This window comes from Iodobacter violaceini (assembly GCF_011601265.1).
In the GTDB taxonomy this organism is placed as follows: Bacteria; Pseudomonadota; Gammaproteobacteria; order Burkholderiales; family Chitinibacteraceae; genus Iodobacter; species Iodobacter violaceini.
The window spans coordinates 136,228-158,785 of record NZ_JAAOLX010000003.1 but is presented as its reverse complement, the minus strand read 5'-3'; the positions used below and the strand labels follow the sequence as shown (position 1 = coordinate 158,785).

At 48.7% G+C, this 22,558-nt stretch carries 20 protein-coding genes; 8 read left to right on the top strand and 12 right to left on the bottom strand.

Features of this window, described 5'->3' with window-relative positions; all coding sequences use genetic code 11:
• Window positions 1-73: 73 nt before the first annotated feature.
• From HA050_RS06775 to HA050_RS22650, 5 genes are all read left to right on the top strand, one after another.
• A complete protein-coding gene (locus HA050_RS06775; RefSeq protein WP_166823790.1) occupies window positions 74-2,896 on the top strand; it encodes a valine--tRNA ligase in 2,823 nt (940 codons plus the stop codon).
• Between the two features lie 87 nt (window positions 2,897-2,983).
• Window positions 2,984-3,445: a YehS family protein gene (locus HA050_RS06770; protein WP_166823787.1), complete on the top strand. Its 462-nt coding sequence runs from the start codon at window positions 2,984-2,986 to the stop codon at window positions 3,443-3,445.
• 229 nt (window positions 3,446-3,674) lie between these two features.
• Window positions 3,675-4,523: a Rossmann-like and DUF2520 domain-containing protein gene (locus tag HA050_RS06765; RefSeq protein ID WP_166823784.1), complete on the top strand. Its 849-nt coding sequence runs from the start codon at window positions 3,675-3,677 to the stop codon at window positions 4,521-4,523.
• A 173-nt stretch (window positions 4,524-4,696) separates the two neighbouring features.
• Window positions 4,697-6,316 carry a methyl-accepting chemotaxis protein gene (locus HA050_RS06760; protein ID WP_166823781.1) on the top strand — a complete coding sequence of 540 codons (1,620 nt, stop codon included), beginning with the start codon at window positions 4,697-4,699 and terminating at the stop codon, window positions 6,314-6,316.
• Window positions 6,317-6,560: 244 nt separating this feature from the next.
• Window positions 6,561-7,259, top strand: coding sequence for an outer membrane lipoprotein (locus HA050_RS22650; protein WP_166823778.1), 699 nt, complete (start codon window positions 6,561-6,563; stop codon window positions 7,257-7,259).
• Window positions 7,260-7,336: 77 nt separating this feature from the next.
• Here HA050_RS22650 and ntrC read toward each other — a convergent pair whose 3' ends face one another.
• From ntrC to HA050_RS06695, 12 genes are all read right to left on the bottom strand, one after another.
• Window positions 7,337-8,737 carry a nitrogen regulation protein NR(I) gene (gene ntrC, locus HA050_RS06750; RefSeq protein WP_166823775.1) on the bottom strand — a complete coding sequence of 467 codons (1,401 nt, stop codon included), beginning with the start codon at window positions 8,735-8,737 and terminating at the stop codon, window positions 7,337-7,339.
• Complete coding sequence (glnL, locus tag HA050_RS06745; RefSeq protein ID WP_166823772.1) at window positions 8,734-9,801, bottom strand: nitrogen regulation protein NR(II); 1,068 nt, start codon at window positions 9,799-9,801, stop codon at window positions 8,734-8,736. Before glnL ends, ntrC begins: the two co-directional genes overlap by 4 nt.
• Window positions 9,802-9,975: 174 nt before the next feature.
• Window positions 9,976-10,455: a DUF4124 domain-containing protein gene (locus tag HA050_RS06740; RefSeq protein WP_166823769.1), complete on the bottom strand. Its 480-nt coding sequence runs from the start codon at window positions 10,453-10,455 to the stop codon at window positions 9,976-9,978.
• A gap of 117 nt (window positions 10,456-10,572) precedes the next feature.
• Entirely contained in the window at window positions 10,573-10,866 is a 294-nt protein-coding gene (locus HA050_RS06735; RefSeq protein ID WP_115229879.1) for an Rdx family protein, read from the bottom strand.
• Window positions 10,866-11,489: an HAD family hydrolase gene (locus HA050_RS06730; RefSeq protein WP_166823767.1), complete on the bottom strand. Its 624-nt coding sequence runs from the start codon at window positions 11,487-11,489 to the stop codon at window positions 10,866-10,868. Before HA050_RS06730 ends, HA050_RS06735 begins: the two co-directional genes overlap by 1 nt.
• A 140-nt stretch (window positions 11,490-11,629) precedes the next feature.
• Entirely contained in the window at window positions 11,630-12,085 is a 456-nt protein-coding gene (locus HA050_RS06725; RefSeq protein ID WP_166823764.1) for a GNAT family N-acetyltransferase, read from the bottom strand.
• Complete coding sequence (locus HA050_RS06720) at window positions 12,078-12,515, bottom strand: DUF6249 domain-containing protein (protein ID WP_166823762.1); 438 nt, start codon at window positions 12,513-12,515, stop codon at window positions 12,078-12,080. Before HA050_RS06720 ends, HA050_RS06725 begins: the two co-directional genes overlap by 8 nt.
• Before the next feature lie 107 nt (window positions 12,516-12,622).
• Window positions 12,623-13,819 (bottom strand): hypothetical protein, encoded by a 1,197-nt coding sequence (locus HA050_RS06715; RefSeq protein ID WP_166823759.1) that lies wholly within the window; start codon window positions 13,817-13,819, stop codon window positions 12,623-12,625.
• 9 nt (window positions 13,820-13,828) lie between these two features.
• Window positions 13,829-14,593: a hypothetical protein gene (locus HA050_RS06710; RefSeq protein WP_166823756.1), complete on the bottom strand. Its 765-nt coding sequence runs from the start codon at window positions 14,591-14,593 to the stop codon at window positions 13,829-13,831.
• A 71-nt stretch (window positions 14,594-14,664) separates the two neighbouring features.
• Window positions 14,665-15,207: a hypothetical protein gene (locus HA050_RS06705; RefSeq protein ID WP_166823753.1), complete on the bottom strand. Its 543-nt coding sequence runs from the start codon at window positions 15,205-15,207 to the stop codon at window positions 14,665-14,667.
• Window positions 15,204-15,491, bottom strand: coding sequence for a DnaJ domain-containing protein (locus HA050_RS06700; RefSeq protein ID WP_205836330.1), 288 nt, complete (start codon window positions 15,489-15,491; stop codon window positions 15,204-15,206). The genes HA050_RS06705 and HA050_RS06700 overlap by 4 nt, the downstream gene beginning before the upstream one ends.
• Before the next feature lie 147 nt (window positions 15,492-15,638).
• Entirely contained in the window at window positions 15,639-17,015 is a 1,377-nt protein-coding gene (locus HA050_RS06695) for an MATE family efflux transporter (RefSeq protein ID WP_166823750.1), read from the bottom strand.
• A 119-nt stretch (window positions 17,016-17,134) separates the two neighbouring features.
• On the opposite strand from HA050_RS06695, the gene HA050_RS06690 reads away from it, so the two are divergent.
• The 3 genes from HA050_RS06690 to HA050_RS06680 all read left to right on the top strand — a co-directional run bounded on the left by HA050_RS06690 (window position 17,135) and on the right by HA050_RS06680 (window position 22,557).
• On the top strand, window positions 17,135-17,779 hold the full coding sequence (locus HA050_RS06690; protein WP_166823747.1) for a TetR family transcriptional regulator: 645 nt from the start codon (window positions 17,135-17,137) through the stop codon (window positions 17,777-17,779).
• A 114-nt stretch (window positions 17,780-17,893) separates the two neighbouring features.
• Window positions 17,894-19,021, top strand: a complete 1,128-nt coding sequence (locus HA050_RS06685; RefSeq protein ID WP_166823744.1) for a BMP family ABC transporter substrate-binding protein — start codon at window positions 17,894-17,896, stop codon at window positions 19,019-19,021.
• 56 nt (window positions 19,022-19,077) lie between these two features.
• Window positions 19,078-22,557 carry a hybrid sensor histidine kinase/response regulator gene (locus tag HA050_RS06680; RefSeq protein WP_166823741.1) on the top strand — a complete coding sequence of 1,160 codons (3,480 nt, stop codon included), beginning with the start codon at window positions 19,078-19,080 and terminating at the stop codon, window positions 22,555-22,557.
• Window position 22,558 lies beyond the last annotated feature (1 nt).

Below are 22,558 nucleotides of genomic sequence, written 5' to 3'. Positions count from 1 at the left end.
CTAGTGCTACATGAAGCTGGCCGGTTAAGGATATAATCGCGGGTTAATCTATGAACGACTGAGCCTTTTTCCCATGAGCACAACGCCTAAAGAACTCGCTAAAAGTTTCGAACCCGCTGAGATCGAAAGCCGCTACTACCCAGAGTGGGAGAAAGCCGGATACTTTCAGCCAAATATGCAAGCTGCAGATTCTTTCTGTATTCAGCTGCCGCCACCGAATGTGACAGGCACCTTGCATATGGGCCACGCCTTCAATCAAACGATTATGGATGGCTTAACACGCTACCACCGCATGAAGGGTGAAAATACTCTCTGGCAGCCTGGCACCGATCACGCCGGTATTGCCACGCAAATCGTGGTGGAGCGCCAGCTGGATGCGCAAGGCATCAGCCGCCATGAATTAGGCCGCGAAAAATTCGTAGAAAAAATCTGGGAATGGAAAAAAGAATCGGGAGCCACCATCACCCAACAAATGCGCCGCATGGGTGCATCGGTAGACTGGCAGCGCGAATATTTCACCATGGACGAGCAATGCTCGGGCTCGGTGACCGAAGTATTTGTCAGTCTGTTTGAGCAGGGCCTGATTTACCGTGGCAAGCGTTTGTCTAACTGGGATCCAAAATTGGGCACCGCCATCTCTGACCTCGAAGTGGTTTCTGAGGAAGAAGACGGCCATATGTGGCATATCAAATATCCGGTTGTGGGCAGCGATGAATTTATCGTGGTGGCTACCACCCGTCCTGAAACCCTGCTCGGCGATGTGGCCGTAGCGGTTAATCCGGAAGACGAGCGTTTCACCCATTTGATTGGCAAAACACTGTCTCTGCCATTGACCAACCGTGAAATCCCTGTGATCGCCGATGATTATGTGGATGCAGCTTTTGGTACCGGTTTTGTAAAAATCACTCCGGCGCATGACTTTAACGATTACCAGGTAGGTAAGCGTCATAACACCCAGCTGATCAATGTGATGAGCCTGGAAGCCACTATTCTGGCTAAGGCGCAGGTATTTAGCTTTGACGGCGATGCACTGGGCAGTATTGATTTACCAGCGGCTTACGCAGGTTTAACCGCGCCTGAAGCGCGTAAAGCCATGCTGGCCGATCTGGATGCGCAGGGTTTATTGCTCGAAACCAAAAAACACAAACTGATGGTGCCACGCGGCGATCGTACGGGCTCGGTGATTGAGCCTTTGTTGACCGACCAGTGGTTTATGGCCATGAGCAAAGCCGATGAAACCGGCCAGAGCATCACCGAAAAAGCACTGCAAGCCGTGGCGGATGGCGAAGTTAAGTTTGTGCCGGAAAACTGGGTCAACACATACAACCAGTGGCTGAATAATATTCAGGACTGGTGTATTAGCCGTCAGCTCTGGTGGGGGCATCAGATTCCGGCCTGGTACGATGAAGATGGAAAAGTTTATGTAGCACGCAATCAGGCCGAGGCAGAGGCACAAGCGCCGGGCAAAACACTGCGCCGCGATGTGGATGTGCTCGATACCTGGTTCAGCTCGGCACTGGTGCCTTTCTCTACGCTGGGCTGGAAGCCCGGCCAGAGTACGCCAGAGCTGGATGCCTTCTTGCCTTCATCGGTACTGGTGACCGGTTTTGACATTATTTTCTTCTGGGTAGCCCGGATGATTATGATGACCAAGCACTTCACCGGCAAAGTGCCGTTTAAGCATGTGTATATCCACGGCCTGGTGCGGGATGGTGAAGGCCAGAAGATGTCTAAATCGGAAGGCAATGTACTGGATCCGGTTGATCTGATCGACGGGATTGCACTGGATGCGCTGCTGGAAAAACGCACTTCCGGCCTGCGTCGCCCGGAAACAGCGCCTAAAGTGGCGGCTAAAACCAAGAAAGAATTCCCGGAAGGCATTCCGGCTTTTGGTACCGATGCGCTGCGTTTCACCTTTGCATCGCTGGCGACCTTGGGCCGCAGTATTAATTTTGATCAGCACCGCTGCGAAGGCTATCGCAACTTCTGCAATAAGCTGTGGAATGCCACCCGCTATGTATTGATGAATGTAGAAGGTAAAGATGTAGGTCAGGATGAATCCCTGCCACTGGAATACAGCTTTGCTGATCAGTGGATGATTGGCCGTTTGCAGCAGGCAGAGCACGATGTCAGCACTGCGCTGGATACCTTCCGCTTCGATTTGGCAGCACAAGGCATTTACGAATTTGTCTGGAACGATTACTGCGACTGGTATATCGAGCTGGCGAAGGTGCAATTGCAAACCGGCAACGAAGCGCAGCAACGTGCTACCCGCCGTATCCTGGTTCGCGTTTTAGAAACCACGCTGCGTATGGCTCACCCGATTATTCCGTTTATTACCGAAGAGCTGTGGCAGGTTGTGGCTCCCTTGGCTAATGCTAAAAAGACCGAGTCCATCATGGTGGCCGACTGGCCGGTAGCGGATTTAAGCAAGATTAACGAAGCCGCAAACGCACAAGTGGAAAGCTTAAAAGCGCTGGCCTTTGCTGTACGTAATCTGCGCGGCGAAATGGGCTTGCCGCCATCGCAAAAAACACCGCTGCTGCTGGAAGGCGGAGAAGAGCTGCAACAGTACGCCGCTTACTTGGTGCCATTAGCCAAGCTTGCCAGCGTGACCATCGTGGCGCAATTGCCTGAAGATGATGCGCCGGTGGCCGTTGCAGGCAGCACGCGCTTAATGCTGAAAGTAGAAATTGATAAAGCAGCAGAATCAGCGCGCTTAACGAAAGAAATCGGCAAGCTCACTGAAAATCTGGAAAGAATCAAAGCGAAGTTTGAAAAGCCGGGTTATCTGGATAAAGCCCCGGCTCATCTGGTAGAAAAAGATCAGGGCCTGATGGTTGAATTTGCCGAGAAACTGGCTAAATTGCAAAGCCAGCTGGCTAAATTGCAGTAGCATTAACTCACAGGCTGCCTTGTGCAGCCTGTTTTTATTTAAGAGATAGTGGACGTTGTGTTCATTCGTAAGGTTTAAGGAAATAAAATGATTAATAACGATATTTTACGCAGCGTGCGCTATATGCTTGATTTAAGCGATGCTCATATTGTGGCGATTGCTAAACTGGCTGATTATGATTTAGCGAAAGAAGATGTTGCGGCCTGTTTAAAAAAAGAAGATGAAGAAGGCTATTTGGAACTCGGCGATGAAGCAATGGCTTATTTCCTCGATGGCTTGGTATTTCATAAGCGCGGTAAAGATGAAAGCCGCCCGGCGCAGCCGATTGAATTGCCAATGAGCAATAATATGGCGCTTAAAAAACTGCGCGTGGCTTTTGAATTAAAAGAAGAAGATATGCACAGCATTCTGGCTGCGGCAGGCTTTGATGTATCTAAGCCAGAATTAAGCGCTTTATTCCGTAAAAAAGATCATAAGCACTATCGCAGCTGTGGCGATCAATTGCTGAGAAACTTTTTAAAAGGCTTAACCCTGCGTTTGCGCGGTTAATCGCTGCCAATTGTAGCTTGGGTTAGCAAGTTTTATCGCATAACTCAAGCTACAAAAGCATCATGTCCTGCGGGTGTTGCTTAAGTTGACAGGATTGGGGTGAAGCCCGCCAGATTTTGGCATGAAATGTGACGGAAAACGGCGGGTTTCATCCGCTCTGCAAATTCATAAAAGGGTTTGAGCGCAAAGCTAAGTCAGCCAGCATCCGCCAGCTTGCAAAGGTGTCTTTATGCTCACTCTTAATATTATCGGCCCTGGCCGTTTGGGCAAATCAATTGCCCGATTGGCAGCGCAGCATTATCAAATCGCCGGGGTTTGCGCCAGCTCACTGGCCAGCAGCAGAGAGGCGGTGGCCTTTATAGGGGCAGGGCAGGCCTGCGCTGAGTTAGCTGATTTACCTCGTGCTGATTTATTTCTGTTGTCCGTGCCGGATGGCCTGATTGCGGAGAAAGCGATCGGACTGGCTGCATGTGGTGTAGTGCAGGCTGGTAATGTGGTGTTCCATGCCAGCGGTGCTTCTGAAGCCTCTTTACTTCTTCCTTTAAAAGCTGCGGGCGCATCTATTGCCAGTTTGCATCCGGCTTTTTCTTTTGCTGATCCGGCCATAGCAGTGAGCACTTTTGCGGATACACTTTGTGCCCTGGAGGGCGATGCAAAAGCGTGTGATGTTTTGTATGATTTTGCGCGGGCTTTAGGCGGAAAGCCTTTTTATTTAGCAGAAGGAGGTAAAGCGGCTTATCACGCCTCATTAACCATGGCGGCTAATTATTTGGTTACCCTCGCTGATTTATCTGTTAAAACGGCCGGGCAGGCAGGAATCAGCGAAGAGATTGCTCAGTTATTGATTCATAATTTAATGCAGCAAACTTTAGGCAATATAAAAAAATTAGGGCCTGCTGCGGCATTAACAGGCCCGATTGTGCGTGGTGATCAGGGCACAGTAGATAAACACCTGAGCGTTTTGAACGATATCAATATCCGGCATTGCTATCAAAGCCTGGGGCTGGCGACAATTCATCTGGCCGGGGACAGGTTGTCTGATGTACAGCAACTTGCTCTTTCTCAAAGATTTTCATAATGTAAACGATGCGCTGGTTTAAAAGTTATTAAATCTTTTAAAAAAAGTGAATTGTAATTTTCTCGCCAGAATAAGGGCTAAAGTCGCTTTCTTCTTGCATTCCTTACGGACTCACCGTATATAAGCAGACGATGGTAAAGAAAAAATTCAGAAAGCTTTGGGGAGAATGATTGATGTCATTACGTAAAAAAGTATATCTGCTGGCGTTTAGTATATTGCTGGCTTTAATCGGCATCATGCTGGTTGGGCTATGGACGATGCGCCAGGCCAGTAATGACGATAATAGTGCCCGTATCAAACAATTAATGGGCAGCACCTATAACGGCATTGTGCAGCTGGAAAACTTAGCTGCTGCAGGCAAACTTCCCGAGGCTCAGGCTAAAGAGATTGCCACTCAATTGTTGCGGGAAAATAAATACCATAAGTCTGAATACGTTTATGTGGTGGACGATAAATTAAACTTTGTTGCCACGCCGCTCGATCCGCAATTGCACGGCACCAGCTTTAATGATTTTAAAGATGCGGCAGGCAATAGCGTGGGGGCGATTGCTCAGGCGGCACTGGATAAATCAGGCGGTGCACTCACTGAATACTGGTGGACATCCAAGCGCGATGGCAAAGTCGTTGATTTACTTTCTGTTGCTCAAAAAACACCACGCTGGGGCTGGATTGTAGGTAATGGAATCAGCTTTGCAGAGGCAGATGCGCGTTTTTGGGGCAATGCCCGCTGGCAGGTTTTGATCTGTCTGGGCGTTGCAGCGATAGTGGCTGCGATTATGCTGGCTGCCGTGCGTAATTTATTGCGTGATCTGGGCGGCGAGCCCAATGATGTAATGGCTTTGGTGCAGATTGTGGCGGATGGTAATTTGCAAGCCGACGATCGCCCGGCCAATGTATCTTCACAAAGTATCTACGGCTCGGTGCTGCGGATGCGTAAATCTTTGCGCGATGTAATTTCGCAGCTGTCATCTGTTGTGCATACCCTGCATGCATCCGGTGATGAAATTGTGGCTAAGGCGGAAAGCAGCAATCAGTACGTTGGCGCACAAAGTAAGGCGGCATCGAGAATTGCTCAGACAGCTGAGGAGTTTACTCATCAGACCCAGCAGGCTGAGCAACAGGCAAAAACAGCCAAAGGACAAAGTGAGGCCGCAACAGAGATTTCTGCACAGGGGCTTTCCGTTATTTCTGCGGCAGTTGACCGCTTCTCGGAAATTGAACATTCCGTGGGTGAAACTCAAAGCAGTATTGATGATTTGGCACAGCGGGTAGGCAGTATTTCTGCGGTTATTGCAGTGATCCGTGAGGTGGCTGATCAGACTAATCTGCTGGCCCTGAATGCTGCGATTGAAGCGGCAAGAGCGGGTGAGCAGGGGCGCGGGTTTGCTGTGGTTGCCGATGAAGTACGTAAGCTGGCAGAGCGTACCAGTACCGCTACACGTGAAATTGGCGATACCATTAACGCGGTGCAGGATAGTGGCCAGACAGCCAAATCACGTATGGATGGAATGGTTGTTCAGCTTAAAGAAGGGATAAGGCAGACCAAGGAAGGGGGCGAAGCAGTCAAAGCGATCCGGGCAGAATCGGCGGCTACGGCATTGGTTGTTGGTTTGATTGGCGATGCATTAGCGGCGCAGGTGCAGTCCAGCCAGGCGATCCGTAATGATGTTGATGAAGTCGCTAATTTTTCGTCTGGTACTTTAGATGCAGCGCAAAGCACCGTAGCGGTTGCTCAATCTATTAAACAGGTTTCAGATCAGCTGGAAGTTTTAATTAAACAATTCAGATTGTAAGCTTGTTTTTTTTCAGCAAAGGCCGTGTTGAGCACGGCCTTTTTTGTGTGCGGTAAAAAACAATCAGTAACAAGTACTTACAGTAATCATCAGGTGAAAAATACCTCCGTGTTAGTGTCGATTTTCACTGCATTTTTTATAAAAAAACGGCAGGATAGCGGCATAGGGCAGTTCTGACAGATACCTCAGTTTTTACGCAATGTGCGTGATCAGCCTGCCCACTATATTCTTTTGGAGATGCACGATGTCAGAGCCTAAAACTCATCCGCTATTTTTAGCTGCGGCCGCTTCGGTGATTTTGGCTTCAGGAGTAGGTATGGCCAATTGGCTGGGCTTTATTGGTAAACCTGCTGCAGAGCCACAGGCTGTTGTTGCATCGGCCCCAGCCGTTGCCAGTGCCCCTGTGCTGGCGCTGGTTGCTACGCCAGCGCCCACTGCATTACCCACTGCTGTGCCAACTGCGGCACCTGCGCCCGTCCCTGCGCCTGCAGCAAAGCCGCATCCAACCCCCAAACCTAAGCCGGTTGTGACCAAGCCTGTGGCTAAACCTGCTGAAGTGGCTCAACCCGATCCAACACTGCGCCCTTTGCCTCCTAAAGAAATTTGCCGAAGCTGCGGCCGCGTGATTTCGATCCGCTCCGTTGAGAAAAAAGGCGAGGCTTCTGGCGGTGGCGCTGTTGCTGGCGGCGTTTTGGGGGGAGTAATTGGCCATCAGATTGGTGGCGGTAATGGACGTACTGTGGCAGAAGTACTGGGGGCGATTGGCGGTGCAGTTGCCGGCCACCAGGTAGAAAAACAATATCGCAGTGTGACGGTTTATGAAGTACGTGTGTCGTTTGAAGATGAAAGCGAACGCACTTACAGCTTCCAGGAGCGTCCACCGTTTAATCAGGGCGATCGTGTACGTACGAGTGGTGACAGCATCGTGCAATCAGGTAATTAATTAACCCCGGGTTTCATTAAAAAGCCGCAGCAATGCGGCTTTTTAATGGCTGATTGTTTTATCTGTGAAGCTTAAATCTAATTATTCTCCATGCCGAGTTCCTGAATTTTTCGGGTGAGAGTATTTCTGCCCCAGCCCAGTAATTCTGCCGCTTCAATGCGTTTGCCCCCTGTAAAGGCAAGAGCACGCCCGATCACAATACGCTCGAAAGCGGGGGTCAGCTCGTCCAGAATACGGCTGTCGCCACGGCTGAGACGCTGGCTGATCTCAACGCCAAGGTGGCTCAGCCAGTCTCCGCTCTTGCTGAGTATTTCTCCGTTATTAAGCTCCGGTGGTAAATCGCCTGCCTGTACTAAGGCGCCGGGGGCCATTACGGTAATCCAGTGGCAAAGGTTTTCCAGCTGGCGCACATTGCCGGGAAAACTAAAAGCGGCCAGCTTTGCCATGGCATCATCGCTCAGGCGTTTTGCTTCGATACCCAGCTCTGCTGCAGATTTACTCAGAAAAAACCGCGCCAGCAGCGGGATATCTTCAGATCGCTCCCGCAGTGCGGGTAAGCGCAGGCGAATGACATTCAGGCGGTGAAACAGGTCCTCCCGGAATTGCCCTTGCTTAACGCGATCTTCTAAATGCTGATGGGTTGCCGCAATCACGCGCACATTGGCTTTAATGGGCTGGTGCCCGCCCACCCGATAATAAAAGCCATCAGATAAAACGCGCAGCAGGCGGGTTTGCAGCTCGGATGGCATATCGCCGATTTCATCTAAAAACAGCGTGCCGCTTTCGGCCTGCTCAAAGCGGCCCTGCCGTTTGGCATCCGCGCCGGTAAAAGCGCCTCTTTCGTGGCCGAATAATTCAGACTCAAGTAAATCTTTTGGGATTGCTGCAGTGTTGATGGCAACAAAGGGGCGGGCAGAGCGCGGGCTGTGCCGGTGCAGTGCACGGGCGACCAGCTCTTTACCGCTGCCTGATTCGCCTGTGATCAGTACGGTGGCCGCAGATTGGCTCAGGCGGCCAATGGCCCTGAATACATCCTGCATGGCAGGAGCCTGGCCCAGGATTTCTGGTACGGACGAGTTTGCTGGTACGGGGCCGCCTTCCTGCCGGGTAAAACGCTCGTTTTCTTCTATGGCACGTCTGACTAAAGCGGTGGCCTGGTCTACATCAAAAGGCTTGGGTAAATATTCAAAAGCACCCCCTTGAAAAGCAGATACGGCACTGTCTAAATCAGAATGAGCCGTCATGATAATCACGGGCAGGTCCGGCCAGTCTTGCTTCACAATTTCTAAAAACTGCAGGCCGGATTCGCCTGGCATACGGATATCGCAAACGATTGCCTGAGGTTGTTCCTGCGATAGTTTTGCCAGTGCTTCGGTGGCAGAGGCAAAACTGGAATGCGAGATGTTTTCTCGGGCAAGGGCTTTTTCAAAAACCCAACGAATAGAACGGTCGTCATCAATAATCCAGACTGCGCTCATACGGTCTCCTGATTCGGTTTATATTGCCAGCCATTGAGTGGAAGCAGCAGGCTAAAGCAGGTTTGGCCGGGACGGCTTTCAAATTCAATCGTACCGTGGTGCTGTACTACAAAAGTATGGGCCAGATGCAGGCCGATACCTGTACCGCCGGGACGGCCGGAAACTAAGGGATAGAACAGTGTTTCCTTGAGCGAATCAGGTATCCCCGGGCCGTTATCAATAATTTGAATTTGCAGCGCAAGCGGAAAACGACGCCGGTTCAGCGTAACCTGCCGTGCGATTCGGGTACGCAGGAAAATCTCTCCTACCCCCGCCATGGCTTGCACGGCGTTGCGCACAATATTGAGTACGGCCTGTATCAGTTGCTCCTGATCGGCAATCAGGCTGGGCAGGCTGGTGTCGTAATCCCGCTTTACAGATAAGCCATTGGGGGTTTCTGCCAATGCAAGGCTGCGTACGCGCTCTAATACTTCATGAATATTTAATTCGGTAAGCTTAGGCAGGCGGTGAGGCGTAAGCAGGCGGTCGAGCAGCCTTTGCAGGCGCTGCGATTCATCAATAATCACTTGGGTATATTCTTGCAGCTCGCGGCTGTGCAGCTCACTCGATAATAATTGCGCTGCGCCGCGTATGCCGCCAAGTGGATTTTTAATCTCGTGTGCCAGATTACGGATTAGCTCGCGGTTGGCTTGCTGCTGCGCTTGCAGCCTGGCTTCATTCACTATTTTACGTTGCTGATCCATCTGACGGATTTCAACAAGGGCTGCAGCAGCGCTGGTTTCGATGGGGCTGGCTGTGAGCGTAACGTAAACATCACCATGGTTGGTGGACAGCAGCAGCTCGTGCTCGGTGATGCTGATATTTTCTGTGCAGGCGGTGATGACGGCGCTCACAATGGGGCTGTGGGGCTCCAGACTGGCGGAGAGCGTCATTCCCACATCATCCTGGCGCAGGCCAAGCAGATCGGTTGCTGCCGGATTAACGTAAACCAGTGTACCGTCTGCAGCAACGGCAATTACGGCATCGTCCAGAAACTCAAGACCGGAAAAGGCAGAATGGCTCATGGCGGCTTGCCCTGTAAGATCGTTTATCTATGGGGTTCTAGCAATTTGTGGGCCAGCAGAAGAATGGCCTGTTTTGCTGCTTCAGACTGAAGCATACACGAGCAATGCACCATGGTGGTGCATTGCTTTAAGTTGATGGTGCGTCAGAAAGAAGAGTAAGCGATGGGAAATTGCTTAGCGCAGGCGGCTGATTTCGGATTGCAGTGCAGTGATGTTTTTTTCATGCAGCGTCATATTATTACGAATGCGGCCCATTTTTTCGACATACTTTTGTGGGCTGGCTTTTTCTTCTGCGCTTCTGCTGCTTTCCGCTTCTGCGAGTAAACGGCGAGCTTCGGCCAGATTTTTTTGCTCGCTGGCCAGCTCTTCGTTCAGGATCAGCTGGCGGTTACTGTCCCGGCTTTTTTGCGTTGCAGCGTCAACACGCGGGAAATTGCCTGGCGTAGCGGTTTGCGGGCTGCGCTCCTTAGGGGAGGAATTACCACGTGAGCGCGGGGCAGGAATCAGCGCACCCGGCTCTGCCAGAATACGCTGTGCATTACGCATGGGGATATTTGAAAATGTAACATTGCCGTGCTCGTCCACATATTTGTAGATATCAGCGTGGGCTAGCGGGGCAATACACAGGATAGAAATAAAAAGATACTTAAGCATGGGCGTAACTTAACACAGGACGGGTTTAAATCAACATAAGCAAGTTTGCTAGTGTTCGCTAAGCGCTTATTCAGCTGCAGCTGTATTTTTCAGTGTTTTGATGATTGGATCTGGCGTTTAGTCTGCTTGCTTTTCGCTATGGCCCAAAGGTTTTTCCGGAGCGATTAAATCTCTGACTCTTTGTTTCAGCTCTTTTGCTTCAGGGAATCGCCCTTCGATTTTTCTATCCCAGATCAGCGTATCCATACAGTGCACAACAAAAACACCCCCCGTACCAGGTTGTAAAGCGACTTCTCCCAGCTCTTGTGCAAAAGTGGAAAGCAGCTCTTGCGCAAGCCATGCCGAGCGAAGTAACCAGTTGCACTGTGTGCAGTACAAAATGCTTACACGGGGAGTGTGGTGGATCGTCATTAAAATTGCACGCCTAATTGATGGAGCTGTAATGCGGTTTCCTTGGCACTGGTATGGTGAATACCATGCCAGCCTGATTCTGTAGCCGCATTCACATTCTTTGCCACATCGTCGATAAAAACCAGCTCATCCGGTTGTAAATTTTGGATAGAAAGCGCAATTCTTTCAAACATGGCCTGATAAATGGCCGGATCAGGTTTAATTAAGCCGAGGCGGCCAGAAACCACAATGTCTTTAAAACGGTGAAGCAAAGGATAGTTTTCCCATGCATAGGGAAAGGTTTCATTCGACCAATTAGTTAAGCCATAGAGCGGAACATTGGCCGCTTCCAATTGTTCCATCAGCGCAACACCATCTGGCAAGGTGCCATTTAATGTTTCCGGCCAGCGGGCATAAAATGCGGCAATCCAATCGGCATATTCAGGAAATTCGGCTTGTTTGATCCGGATGGCATCGCTAATGCTGCGGCCACGGTCTTGTTCGATATTCCATTCGCCATTACACACATGGCTTAAGAAAAAGGCTCGCTCTTTTTCATCGCTAATTAATTTACGATAAAGATATTCAGGATTCCAATCAAATAAAACACCACCAAAATCAAAGACAACGGCGCGAATAGTCATGGTGAACAGGCTCAGGGAATGACAGACGAGCCATTGTACCCCCTGAGCTTTACTTATTAAATGACAGTCATACTTATTTAATATTCAGCAACTTATATTTTAATAAACAAACTGATGCGATCAATATTCCACAGATCAGTTTAAATTTCTAAGCTGTAATAGCGATAAGTCTGGTCAGGCTGGTAGCCCAGGGATTCATATAAAGCTTGGGCGCGCTGATTACTATGAGCAGTAGATAAATCAAGGCGCACTGCGCCGGTTTGTATGGCGTGAAGGCGGGCTTTTTCCATCAGCAGGCGCGAGATTCCCTGGCCTCTGGCTGCTTCATCAATAAATAAATCATATAAAACCCAGACTCTGGCTGCAGCAATAGAGCAAAAAGAAGGGTAGAGCTGGATAAAACCAAGCCCAATACCTTCCTGATCGCTGGCTAATAAAATAACGCTTTCATTTAATGCCAGCCTCTGCTGCAAGAAATCATGAGCAATTTGCAGATTGCTCTCTTGCTGATAAAAAATGCGATAAGCATTAAATAAAGGGGCTAATTGGTTTAAATCATCTAAATTGGCATAGCGGATAAAACACGGTTTAGTCATCAATACTTACCTTTTTAGATACAAGTGGTTCAAGTAATACTGCAAGTAATCGGGCCATACCCAGTGCAAGCGGAATAGCGCCAGCCCAGCATAAAACAGGTGAAAAACCACTGAAGTGGAAAAACACCATTAAACCTGCTCCTATCCCGATGAGGGTGCATGCCTCGTGTAATCGACGGCCTGGATGGTCTTTGGCACCTTTGTCTGCTTTGGCAGAAAATAAATTTTCTGCCCCTGCTTTAGATGGCGTATTAAACAGCTCGGGGGGAATGGGTAAGTCTTTCGCCAGCATTTTTTGAATGGTTTCATGCTGTAACTGAAGCTTTTGGTGGCGAAAGTAAAACACGATGGCCACAATAAACACCGGCATTAAAACAGAGACAACAGGAATAATAATTTCTGCGGAGAGGAGGGCTTGCAGGGCATTCATGTCATTTTCCTTAAGCAATCATAGTGTTTATTCTGACGTCATATCACTATATTTGGCAAGAAAATAACAGGGCTGCCTGCAAGGACACACTGCCGGGCGAATCAGCGTTAATTCCTTCCTTTCCAGCTTGCATTACAAATTGATTGCAAGTATTTGAGCGCTCTTTCCATATAAAAATCCGGGCGTTCGGGATCATCATTAGCCAGCTCGTAACTTGCTGTGTTTTTCAACTCGCTATTCCAATATCTGGTGAGCTCTTCCTGATAAGCCACAGGGATAATATGTTCAATAAATTGCCTGATGGCTTCAGCATTAAAACCGGATTCTCTGTATTTGCTAATCAGCTCTTTTGCTTCTCTTTTAAGCAGGGAAGATTTTAAAGGCAGCTCTGTTGCGGCTAATAAAAATAGCGTTGCCATGGATTGTTCATCATTATCATGGCTTAACTTGCGCCAGTTTTGGGCCAGCTGATGATCGTGATTGCTGATTTCGCTGATATCGGCATCAAGGAAATAGCAGGTTTCCGGCATAAATTGAGCCGCCTTGATTTTAGGAAGCTCAAAGGCAATAAATCCGGCCATTTCTGACTGCGCTGTGTTTTGTATTTGGGCAGGCGCGGCAGAAAAAAACTGATTAAATCGTTCTGTATCCAGCCCTGATTTTTTGGCTGTTTTAATCAGCTTATCCAGCTCTGCCCGGCTGGGAAGTTTTAATTTTGCATCTTTATTAAATAAGATCAGCATGGTTGTTTGAATCAGCGATTCTGCATCGCAAAACTCATTAGCGGCCAGCGATAATTTTTTTGCCAGCCAAAACCCAAGATCAATTTTTTGCTGGTACTGCTGTTTTTGTTTTAATTCTTCCAGATATTTAGCAAATGAAATACGCTCTTGTGCCGTTTGCTGATTCAGATAGCTGATTGCCTCTTCGCCTGATTTGCTTACCAGTAAAGTATCCTGCGGCATGGCGTGCAGTTTTCTGAGCATATCCGCACCCGCTTTAGAATGTGACAGCAGGGTGTTTTTGCTTAAAGACAGCGCGGCAAGCCGCAGATCACCTTTGGATATTTCTTCAAGATAGAGGCTGATTAAATTCACCATCCGGATCAGTGATAATTCAATATCCGGGCGCAGATAGGCTGTACCAAAATAATTGGCAATCTGCACCATACCTTTGGCTAAATCAGTTTGAATCTGTATTAATTTTTCTGCTGAAATAAGGCCCTCAGTAATGCCATAGCTGAGGGCCTTATCAAAAAATCTGCGGCTGTCAATGGTGGATAATGCGGTAGAGGCTGTACTCATACTTTCCCTTTAAATTGCAGATTCTTCAGCATCGCTTTCAAGATCAATCATTTTGAGCAGATCTTCAATCATGGCGTTGCTTGGTGCTTTGTTTTCAGCTTTCAGATATTTGGCCAGTACCCGGCCTTGCAGCTCAAGAATCAGGTGATCAAATGCATCGGGCAGCTCGTGAAACAGCACCCAAATGGTTTCTTTCCAGTCGCTGTCTGCAATTTCTGCGCGGGAGACATTCCATTTTAATTTATCAATGATGTGTTCTGCCGAATGAAAGACTTCAAAAAATTCTTTGATTTCATCCGTGCTGCTGCTGCCATCATCACTCATAAAAGGAAGTGTCGCGCTGGTATTGCTGGCGTGCAGTACAAAATTAAAGACATCTTCGTGAAAATCATGAAAGTAATCAGCAAGGGTTTCTATCCCGGCTGGTTTGTTTTCATAAATGGCTTCTAAATATTCTTCTGCAGAATCTGAATGCTTATAAATAACCACATTAACCATGGCGCGCAGTTTATCTTTTGTGCGGTCGCCATATTGCGAATCTAAAACAATGGCCCGGGCAAATTGCTCAGGCGTGACCAGCAGGCTGAGTACCGATTCTTTAGATGAATCGTATTCACGCATAATGGCTAATAAATCTTTGGCAGGTACATCTTCTAAAATTTCAGCCAGCGCATAATCGCCCTGCTGATCGGCAATATCCGACAGCGCTTTTTCTGCACCGCTGATATCTCCGGTCAGAATTAATTTTGATGCATTAATAATTGCTGGATGCATGCGAAATCCTTTATCTTTAATCGGGTAAATGACTAAGCCTTATTGAGCTTAGAACAAGCCGGTGTATTTACTTAATTGTTTTCAGCTTCTGTTGATTCAAAGCCTTGCTCACTCAGCCAGTCTGAACCTGATTCATCTAATTGCAGCGCTCCGTCTTCGTCATCATCTTCTTCTTCGTGCCCGCTTACTTCTTCCTGTACATAATGAGTGTGCGTGCCAATGCTGCGCATAAACTCTAATGCAGCGGCTATGACCATAAACTGATCACCACCCTCTGTATTTAAAGTGGCATCAATTAATTGATTTGCCCAACTGGCAATGCTTAAGTGGCTGCTTAGCTCATCCCATGAAATAAAGTCATCGCCATAGCCTTCGGGTTCACTGAAAATAATACTTTGCATGGCTTTGGGGTTATTAAAGCTGAAAGCATTATGAAAAATTACTGCAACCATTTCTGGTGCAAATTCAATCATCGGCAGGATATGTTCAATTTCCTGACGTTTTTCATTGAGCCGTTTTTTAAGGGCGGATTTTCCTTCGGAATCGCTGGATAAATCTTCTAACTCGGCTTCGTAATTGGCGTAAAGATCAGCAAAGTATGGGGAAATGCTCACTGGGTAATTCCTTTAATATATTTTTCGGCAATCTCTTGGGCAATCTCCAGCGGATTGTCAATCAGGCTGCGCTGCCGGTAATCGTCGTAAGCCTGGCGGCGTGTTGCATCGGCCAGCACTTCATATGCTTGTTGAATGGCTCTGAATTGTGCAACCGCAGCGGGGTCCGGGTTTTTATCCGGGTGGTAGCGGGCTGCATTTTTGCGGTATGCGGATTTAATTAAATCGATACTGGCTGTGGGTGAAACGCCTAATTTTGCATAATGATCTTGAATAACAGACATGTGGGCTTTCTTTCCTAAAGCGCAGATAGGGGCAGGTAATCGCTGCACCTTGCCGGGGCCAGGTGCCATCTGCCTGTATTTTAAACGAAAAACGGCAGCAACCCTTGCAATATCAACTGCTTATTGCAAGGGTTGCTGCTCTGCCGCTCAGATAACGGAGTATACGGTTGATTGATGGCCGTGCTTAAGGCGGCTTAATTCGCGCCATAATACGCTAGCAATCACCATGCCAATCAGCATATTGACTAATGGTAGTGCAATATACACGCCATTAACGCCCCACCATTGCGGCATAAGCCAGAGTGCCGGTATCAGGAGCAGCGTTTTGCCTAAGGTTCCCAGCATGGATAAGCGGGTGAGTGCCATGGCTTGTAAAGCGATTACCCCCACAATAATTGCGCCATCAAAGGGCAGCGCAAATAAGTGCAATTGCAGGGCGCGCGTTGCTGACTCGATGAGTGCCTGATCCTGGCCTGCGTAAAGCGTAGCAATGGTTTGCGGAAAAAACTGCACGATGGCCAGTAATGTAAGGCTGATGGCCAGGCTGACTTGTAAACCATAAGATAAAGTTTGCGCCAGTCTTTGTGCATGTTTTGCGCCTGTTGCGTGGCTTAAGAGTGGCTGCATGCCCAGCGCCAGCCCGTGTATCAGCAGGATAAACACGGCTTCGGTATAACCTGCAACTGCATATGCGGCGACATCACCGCCCTGGCCATATTCCAGCAGCTGGTAATTATGGGCAAAGAGCAGAAAAGCTAAATTAGCCTCCATCAGCAGGCTGGATATCCCGAGGCCCAGCATCGAAGGCATGCTTTGCCAGTGCGGGCGCAGCTCTTTTAGTGTCATGCGTAATCGTGCAAAGGGGCTGAAGAAATAGATCAGCCCTGCCAGAGTGATGATTGTTTCAACCAATAAGGTGGCCCCTGCCGAGCCTGCCAGCCCCCATCCCAGAACCACCACAAATAAGTAATTCAGCGCCATATTACTAAAGCCGCCAATCACCACCAGCCAGGTAATAAACTGCGGCCGACCATCATTTCTGACTAAATAGATGACTGCCATCTGGCCGATGGTCACCAGCCCGCCCCACAGCATTAAAGACAAATACGAGCGTGCCTCCTGCAGCACGGCCGGGTCATTGTCTGCATTGAGTAATGCCAGTAAATGATCCAGCTGGCTGATGCCAATAATGGGCAAAAGAATACCCAGAGCAGCGATAATCAGCACGGTGTTGGCGAGCGCCTGCTTTGCTTCCTGATTGCGGCCCGCGCCTTGCAAGATAGAGATTCGTGTAGCGGCCCCCATGCTGATCATCGCCCCCAAACCCACTTGCAGCAAAATAAGCGGATAGGCCAGATTAATCGCTGCCAGCGCATGAGCACCTACATAGCGCCCCACGAAGATGCCATCGACTACGGTATAGAGACCGATTACCAGCATGCCTGCAATAGAGGGAATGACATAACGCCAGAAGAGGGTTTTAACTGGAAGAGTATTCAGGTCCTGTACGTTTTGTTGATTCATAAAAGCTCACTTGCAGCACCGTGGCCACAGGATTAAAGAGCTGGCTAGATTAACATTTAATCAGTCACGCACGATTAATTAATGCTATGTAATAATTCCGGGAACTAAAAAGGATCGTCATGGCAAGAAAAACCAAAGAAGACGCGCAAAAAACGCGTGATGCCATCCTGAATGGGGCGGAGCAGGTATTTTTAGATAAAGGCGTGGCACAAGCCACGATGGCCGATATTGCCGATGCTGCGGGTGTATCCCGTGGGGCGGTTTATGGCCATTACCCTAATAAAATCGATGTATGCAAGGCCATGAGCGAGCGTATGTTTGCGCTTGAAGCGATGCACTTTATCCCTACCGGCAGCAGCGCAATGGAAGCACTGGTACAAACCGGGCTTTATTATTTAAACCTTTTTTGCCAGCCGGGAACGGCTCAGTCTGTGATTGCTATTTTGTATTTTAAATGCGAGCGCAGCCCGGAAAATATTGCGCTGATCAGGCACAGGGATTTGATTACAAAATTAGCGATGCATTACAGCCTGCGTCTTTTGCGCCGCGCGGTGCAAAATAAAGAGCTGCCTGATACCCTCGATTTACGTTTGAGTAATCTGTATTTGCATACGGTTTTCGACGGCACTTACGACATGCTGCAGGATTTTTACCCGGACCGCCCTCAGGCGGCTTTGCCCGATTGTGAGCGAATGTTGCGCACGGCCGTTTCCAGCCTGATTCATGCGCCATATTTTCAGCGGAATAATGAAGGGCAGGCTTAATTAGCCCAGTCACTGGCTCAGTTTGATGATTGCTGCGGCAGAGTGCAGCTTAAAAAACTAAGCTGAAGTGGGCAGCATCTTTGTAACGATGTTTCTTTTGCCTGGAGAGGCTGCATGAATCGTGTCGATCAGGCCAGCAGGCGCAAAGTTCTGGCGGCTTTGGCTGGTTTGGGTGTTTTAAGCGGGCTGGGGCCTGCTGCATGGGCTGCGGGAGGCGAAGGCAAATTTGCAGTGGGCTTTATTTATCTGGGCGCAGCAAATGATTTGGGCTACAACCAGGCTCATGCCGCGGGCGCTCACGCTGTGGCAGCACTGAGTGATGTGGAAATCCACGAGCTTTATTCTGTTCCCGAAGGTAAAGAGACATCGGCGGCGATTAAGATACTGGCCGGGCAAAAAAATTGCCGCATTATTTTTGCCACCTCGTATGGTTATTTCAATCCCTATGTACTGGAGGCCGCCCGGCAATATCCTGATGTCGTGTTTTTACATGCGGGCGCCGTATACCGGCAAGGCATCTATCCAGAAAATGTGGGTACCTATTTTGCGTATACCGACGAGGCTCAATTTATCAGTGGCCTTGTGGCCGGGCTGATGAGTGCAAGTGGCCGCATGGGTTTTATTGCCGCCAAGCCTATCCCGCAGGTATTACGCAATATTAATGCTTTTATGCTGGGCGCGCGGCGGGCTAATCCGCAGGCAGAAATGGTTTTGCAGTTTACGGGTGACTGGAGTAATCCCCAAAAAGAAATGACGGCATTTAAGGTATTAGCTGACAAAAAAGTGGATGTTATTTCCTGCCATATTGATTCGCCAATGAAACTGGCTGCGCTGTGCGAAGCGCAGGGCATTCATTTTTGTGGCTACCATTTTGATCAGAGCTCCATGGCCCCGAAATTTTTGCTGACGGGTGCAGAGTTTGACTGGACTCATCTTTACCCGGATTACGTAAAAAGAATCAGGTCTAGAAAAGACTGGCCACGTGCTGTAAGGGCGGGCTTTGCCGGTGGTTTGCTGCGCAACACCCCCTATGGCCCGCTTGTTCCTGTGGCTGTCCGGACGGAGGCTGACCGGGTGCGTGAAATGATTAAAAGCGGAAAAATGTTTGTTTTTTCCGGGCCGGTAAAAGATAACACCGGCAAACTGCAGATTACCGCCGGACAGAAATTTGCAAGCACAGCACAGGAGCTGGAAAAAATGTATTGGCTGGCTGAGGGAATAATCGGCAACTTACCCCGCTAGAGGCTCTGTTGGGGCAAGGCCCATGTGCGTTGTTATCGCTTCAGAGGTGTCGCACGATGAAGGTTTTGCTGCGTAAATTGATGCAGGCATTGGTTAATTTCCCCTTAACCATGAAATTTATGCTGCTGCCTTTTATTTTTACTGTGGCTCTGCTCATTGTGACCGTGGTGGGGCTTGGCCAGGGTGAAAGTGCGCGCCAGGCTGCGCGCTGGCTTGGCCAGGAAACATTGCCAAGTATTGCGGCGATCAATCGCTTTGCGCTGGAGTTATCCCATATTCAAATTGATTTACAAAGACTGGTGGTTTGGGAAACCAATTTTTTTGATAAAACGTCTGTTGCCCGGTTAAGGTCGAATTTACTGACTCAGATTGAAAACTTAAAAAAAGATACCCAGCATCTGAAGCAATACAAGCTGGATGCTCAATTGATTACAAGTATTGAGCATTTTTTAGATGATGCTGAGCGCAGTGCCAGTTTAGTCAGTATTGATATCGCAGCAGGGGGCCTCGCGGCAGAAGATGTGACCGGCCATTATGCTTTGATCCGCGAAAAGTTAAATCGCCATGTAAAGAATGCAGAGCTGCTGGCCAATCATCATATCTCGCAGGTGCTGGCAGAGGCGGAGCATGCCCGTGCACTGGCATGGTCCATTGTTGTTCTTGTGAGCCTTGGATCCATCATTATTTCTGTATTATTAGCCCGCCTGATTGCCCGCCCTATTTTGGATATGACGCAAGTCATGAAGCAACTGGCAGAAGGCAGCTCCTCTCTGGAGGTGATTGGTCTTGAGCGCAAGGATGAAGTAGGAGCCATGGCCGCTGCTCTGGCGGTTTTTCGCCGTAATGCAATTCAGCTTAATGCCACACAACAAGATTTACGTGATGCTCAGGCCAGGCTTAATGCGGCGGTGCAGTCGATGTCCAGTGGTTTTGTGGGCTTTGATGCCCGGCAGCAGCTGATTATGGTGAATGAAGCATTTGCCCGGCTGGTTGAGATTCCTCAGGATGAGCTTTTGGGGCTTGATCTGGAGGGCATGATGCAAAAGATTTCTGAAGTGCATCATTGCAGCCCGGATTGGACGATCAGAAAAGTAGACTGGCTGGGGGGCGGGCTGGGAAGTATTGAAATTCGTCTGGGTGACCGCTGGTTGCAGCTGGGCAGAAACTGTATACCCGGCGGCGGTGATGTTGTGGTGCTGACTGATATCACGGCGCGGCGCGAGCTGGCTGCGGCACAAAAAAGAGCCGTGGAGCAGGCAGAAGAAGCAAGCCGTGCCAAAGGTGATTTTTTAGCCAGAATGAGCCATGAAATTCGTACCCCTCTGAATGCCATTATCGGGATGAGCCGGCTGGCACTGCGTACGGTGCTGAATGCCCAGCAACGTAATTACGTTGAAAAAGCACTCACTGCAGGTGAGAACTTACTCGGGTTAATCAACGATATTCTCGATTTTTCAAAAATTGAAGCGGGTAAATTAAGCCTGGAAACGGTGCCATTTAGCCTTGAAACCGTTTTAGAAAACGCATCCAGTCTGATTGCCCATAAAACAGAAAATAAAGGCATTGAAGTGATTTTGCGCGTTGGCGCAGATGTGCCCCGTTATTTAATGGGTGATCCGCTGCGGCTGGGGCAGGTTCTGATTAATCTGGCTGGTAATGCAGCGAAATTCACCGCTCAGGGTGAAATTATGATTGCTGTGATGGTGAAAGAAATGAAGCCGGATCGCGTGCTGCTGCATTTTTCTGTAAGCGACACAGGTATTGGCATGAGCCCTGAGCAGCTGGATGGATTATTCCAGGCCTTTACGCAGGCAGATGGATCGATTACCCGTAAATATGGAGGTACAGGTCTTGGGTTGTCGATTGTGCGGCAGTTGCTTGAATTAATGGGCGGGCATATTTCGGTTCGCAGTGAAGCGGGGAAAGGCAGCTGTTTTGATTTTTGTATTGAGCTGGGTATTTGTGATGATTTCCCGGACAAAATGACGTATTCGGCAGATAACTTAGAAAAATTAAATTTATTGGTGGTGGATGATAATGCGGCCTCCCGCGAATTACTGGGGGATATGTTGTTATCGTTTGGGGTGCAATTTCAGGCGGTTGATTCGGGAGCCGCTGCGCTCTCAGTGCTGGAGCAGGGTAAAAAAAATGGCCGGCCATTTGATCTGGTGCTGATGGATTGGCATATGGCCGATATGGATGGAATTGAAACGGCACGGCGAATCCGTCAGCAATCGGATCAGCCCAAAATACCCGCTATTCTGATGGTAACGGCCTACTCTAAAGACGATTTAAAACAACAATCAGACGGCTTAAATATTGATGGTTTTTTAACTAAGCCGATTAATGCATCACAACTTTTTAATTGTATAAACGAGGCACTTTATGGCGGATTACCTGCTCAGATCCCGCCAGAGCACGTTTTTGCACTTGAGATGGCGAATGCGGTATTGCAATTAAAGGGGGCCCGAATTTTATTAGTCGAAGACAATGAGATTAACCGGGAAGTAGCGCTGGGTATTCTGGCCGATGTGCCCGTTACGATTGATATTGCCGTGAATGGCTATGAGGCGATTCGTAAAGTGAGCACAGGTCATTATGATTTAGTGCTGATGGATATCCAGATGCCTGAATTAGACGGGCTAAATGCGGCACAGCAAATTCGTGCTCTGGGGGTAAAGGAGTTGCCCATTATTGCTATGACGGCGCATGCCATGAGCGGTGATCGCCAGCTTAGCCTGCAAGCGGGGATGAATGATCACATCACCAAGCCCATTGATCCTGATGGTTTAATCGATATATTGCTGCGCTGGATTAAGCCGGCAAGCCTGGCTGGCCGGGCATCACCGGCCGGATTATTACCGGATCAAGGGGGCAGTGCATCTTTGCAATCCATAAAAAATAAGAATGATTATGTAGCTGCTTTGCCTGTGATTGCAGGCGTGGACTGGCAGGTGGCGCTGGCAAGATCGGCTGGCGATGTATTACGCCTGTCTAAAATAATTGAGTTATTTCGTAAGGATGCTGCCCAATTACTCATCAGCCTGGAGGCCGCATTTTCTGCTGTAAATCCGGATCAGCTGCAACAGCTGGCTCATGGCGTGAAATCTACTTCCGCTTATCTGGGGGCAGAAAACATCAGTGCCACAGCCGCCCTGATTGAAGATGCATTTCGGATGGGGAGTTCGGAAGCCGCACTGGCGCAGCTTCCTCATTTAATTACGGCCTTGCATCATTTACTGGACGGCTTATCTCTGCATGCTGAGTATGATGATTTGGATGCTTCGCTCTGCACCGTGCAAATTCCGGATTTAATCAATCAATTGCGTGCTTACCTGCAGGCTGATGATGTGAATGCCGAAGATGCGTTTCATCGCTTGCAGCAGGGTTTGCTTGCTCATAATAGTGATCTGGAGATTAAAGCTATGTTAGACGTGATTTATCAGGCTATTGTTGATTTGGAATACGCGGACGCACTGAATGAACTAAATCAATTCGTTTTGCAACGACCGGAAATCTTGAAAATAATAAATTGAG

What these genes read in the sequence shown, in the direction of transcription:
- HA050_RS06775 (WP_166823790.1), top strand. Translation starts at nt 74, where the DNA reads ATGAGCACAACGCCTAAAGAACTCGCTAAAAGTTTCGAACCCGCTGAG.
- HA050_RS06770 (WP_166823787.1), top strand. Translation starts at nt 2,984, where the DNA reads ATGATTAATAACGATATTTTACGCAGCGTGCGCTATATGCTTGATTTA.
- HA050_RS06765 (WP_166823784.1), top strand. Translation starts at nt 3,675, where the DNA reads ATGCTCACTCTTAATATTATCGGCCCTGGCCGTTTGGGCAAATCAATT.
- HA050_RS06760 (WP_166823781.1), top strand. Translation starts at nt 4,697, where the DNA reads ATGTCATTACGTAAAAAAGTATATCTGCTGGCGTTTAGTATATTGCTG.
- HA050_RS22650 (WP_166823778.1), top strand. Translation starts at nt 6,561, where the DNA reads ATGTCAGAGCCTAAAACTCATCCGCTATTTTTAGCTGCGGCCGCTTCG.
- ntrC (WP_166823775.1), bottom strand. Translation starts at nt 8,737, where the DNA reads ATGAGCGCAGTCTGGATTATTGATGACGACCGTTCTATTCGTTGGGTT.
- glnL (WP_166823772.1), bottom strand. Translation starts at nt 9,801, where the DNA reads ATGAGCCATTCTGCCTTTTCCGGTCTTGAGTTTCTGGACGATGCCGTA.
- HA050_RS06740 (WP_166823769.1), bottom strand. Translation starts at nt 10,455, where the DNA reads ATGCTTAAGTATCTTTTTATTTCTATCCTGTGTATTGCCCCGCTAGCC.
- HA050_RS06735 (WP_115229879.1), bottom strand. Translation starts at nt 10,866, where the DNA reads ATGACGATCCACCACACTCCCCGTGTAAGCATTTTGTACTGCACACAG.
- HA050_RS06730 (WP_166823767.1), bottom strand. Translation starts at nt 11,489, where the DNA reads ATGACTATTCGCGCCGTTGTCTTTGATTTTGGTGGTGTTTTATTTGAT.
- HA050_RS06725 (WP_166823764.1), bottom strand. Translation starts at nt 12,085, where the DNA reads ATGACTAAACCGTGTTTTATCCGCTATGCCAATTTAGATGATTTAAAC.
- HA050_RS06720 (WP_166823762.1), bottom strand. Translation starts at nt 12,515, where the DNA reads ATGAATGCCCTGCAAGCCCTCCTCTCCGCAGAAATTATTATTCCTGTT.
- HA050_RS06715 (WP_166823759.1), bottom strand. Translation starts at nt 13,819, where the DNA reads ATGAGTACAGCCTCTACCGCATTATCCACCATTGACAGCCGCAGATTT.
- HA050_RS06710 (WP_166823756.1), bottom strand. Translation starts at nt 14,593, where the DNA reads ATGCATCCAGCAATTATTAATGCATCAAAATTAATTCTGACCGGAGAT.
- HA050_RS06700 (WP_205836330.1), bottom strand. Translation starts at nt 15,491, where the DNA reads ATGTCTGTTATTCAAGATCATTATGCAAAATTAGGCGTTTCACCCACA.
- HA050_RS06695 (WP_166823750.1), bottom strand. Translation starts at nt 17,015, where the DNA reads ATGAATCAACAAAACGTACAGGACCTGAATACTCTTCCAGTTAAAACC.
- HA050_RS06690 (WP_166823747.1), top strand. Translation starts at nt 17,135, where the DNA reads ATGGCAAGAAAAACCAAAGAAGACGCGCAAAAAACGCGTGATGCCATC.
- HA050_RS06685 (WP_166823744.1), top strand. Translation starts at nt 17,894, where the DNA reads ATGAATCGTGTCGATCAGGCCAGCAGGCGCAAAGTTCTGGCGGCTTTG.
- HA050_RS06680 (WP_166823741.1), top strand. Translation starts at nt 19,078, where the DNA reads ATGAAGGTTTTGCTGCGTAAATTGATGCAGGCATTGGTTAATTTCCCC.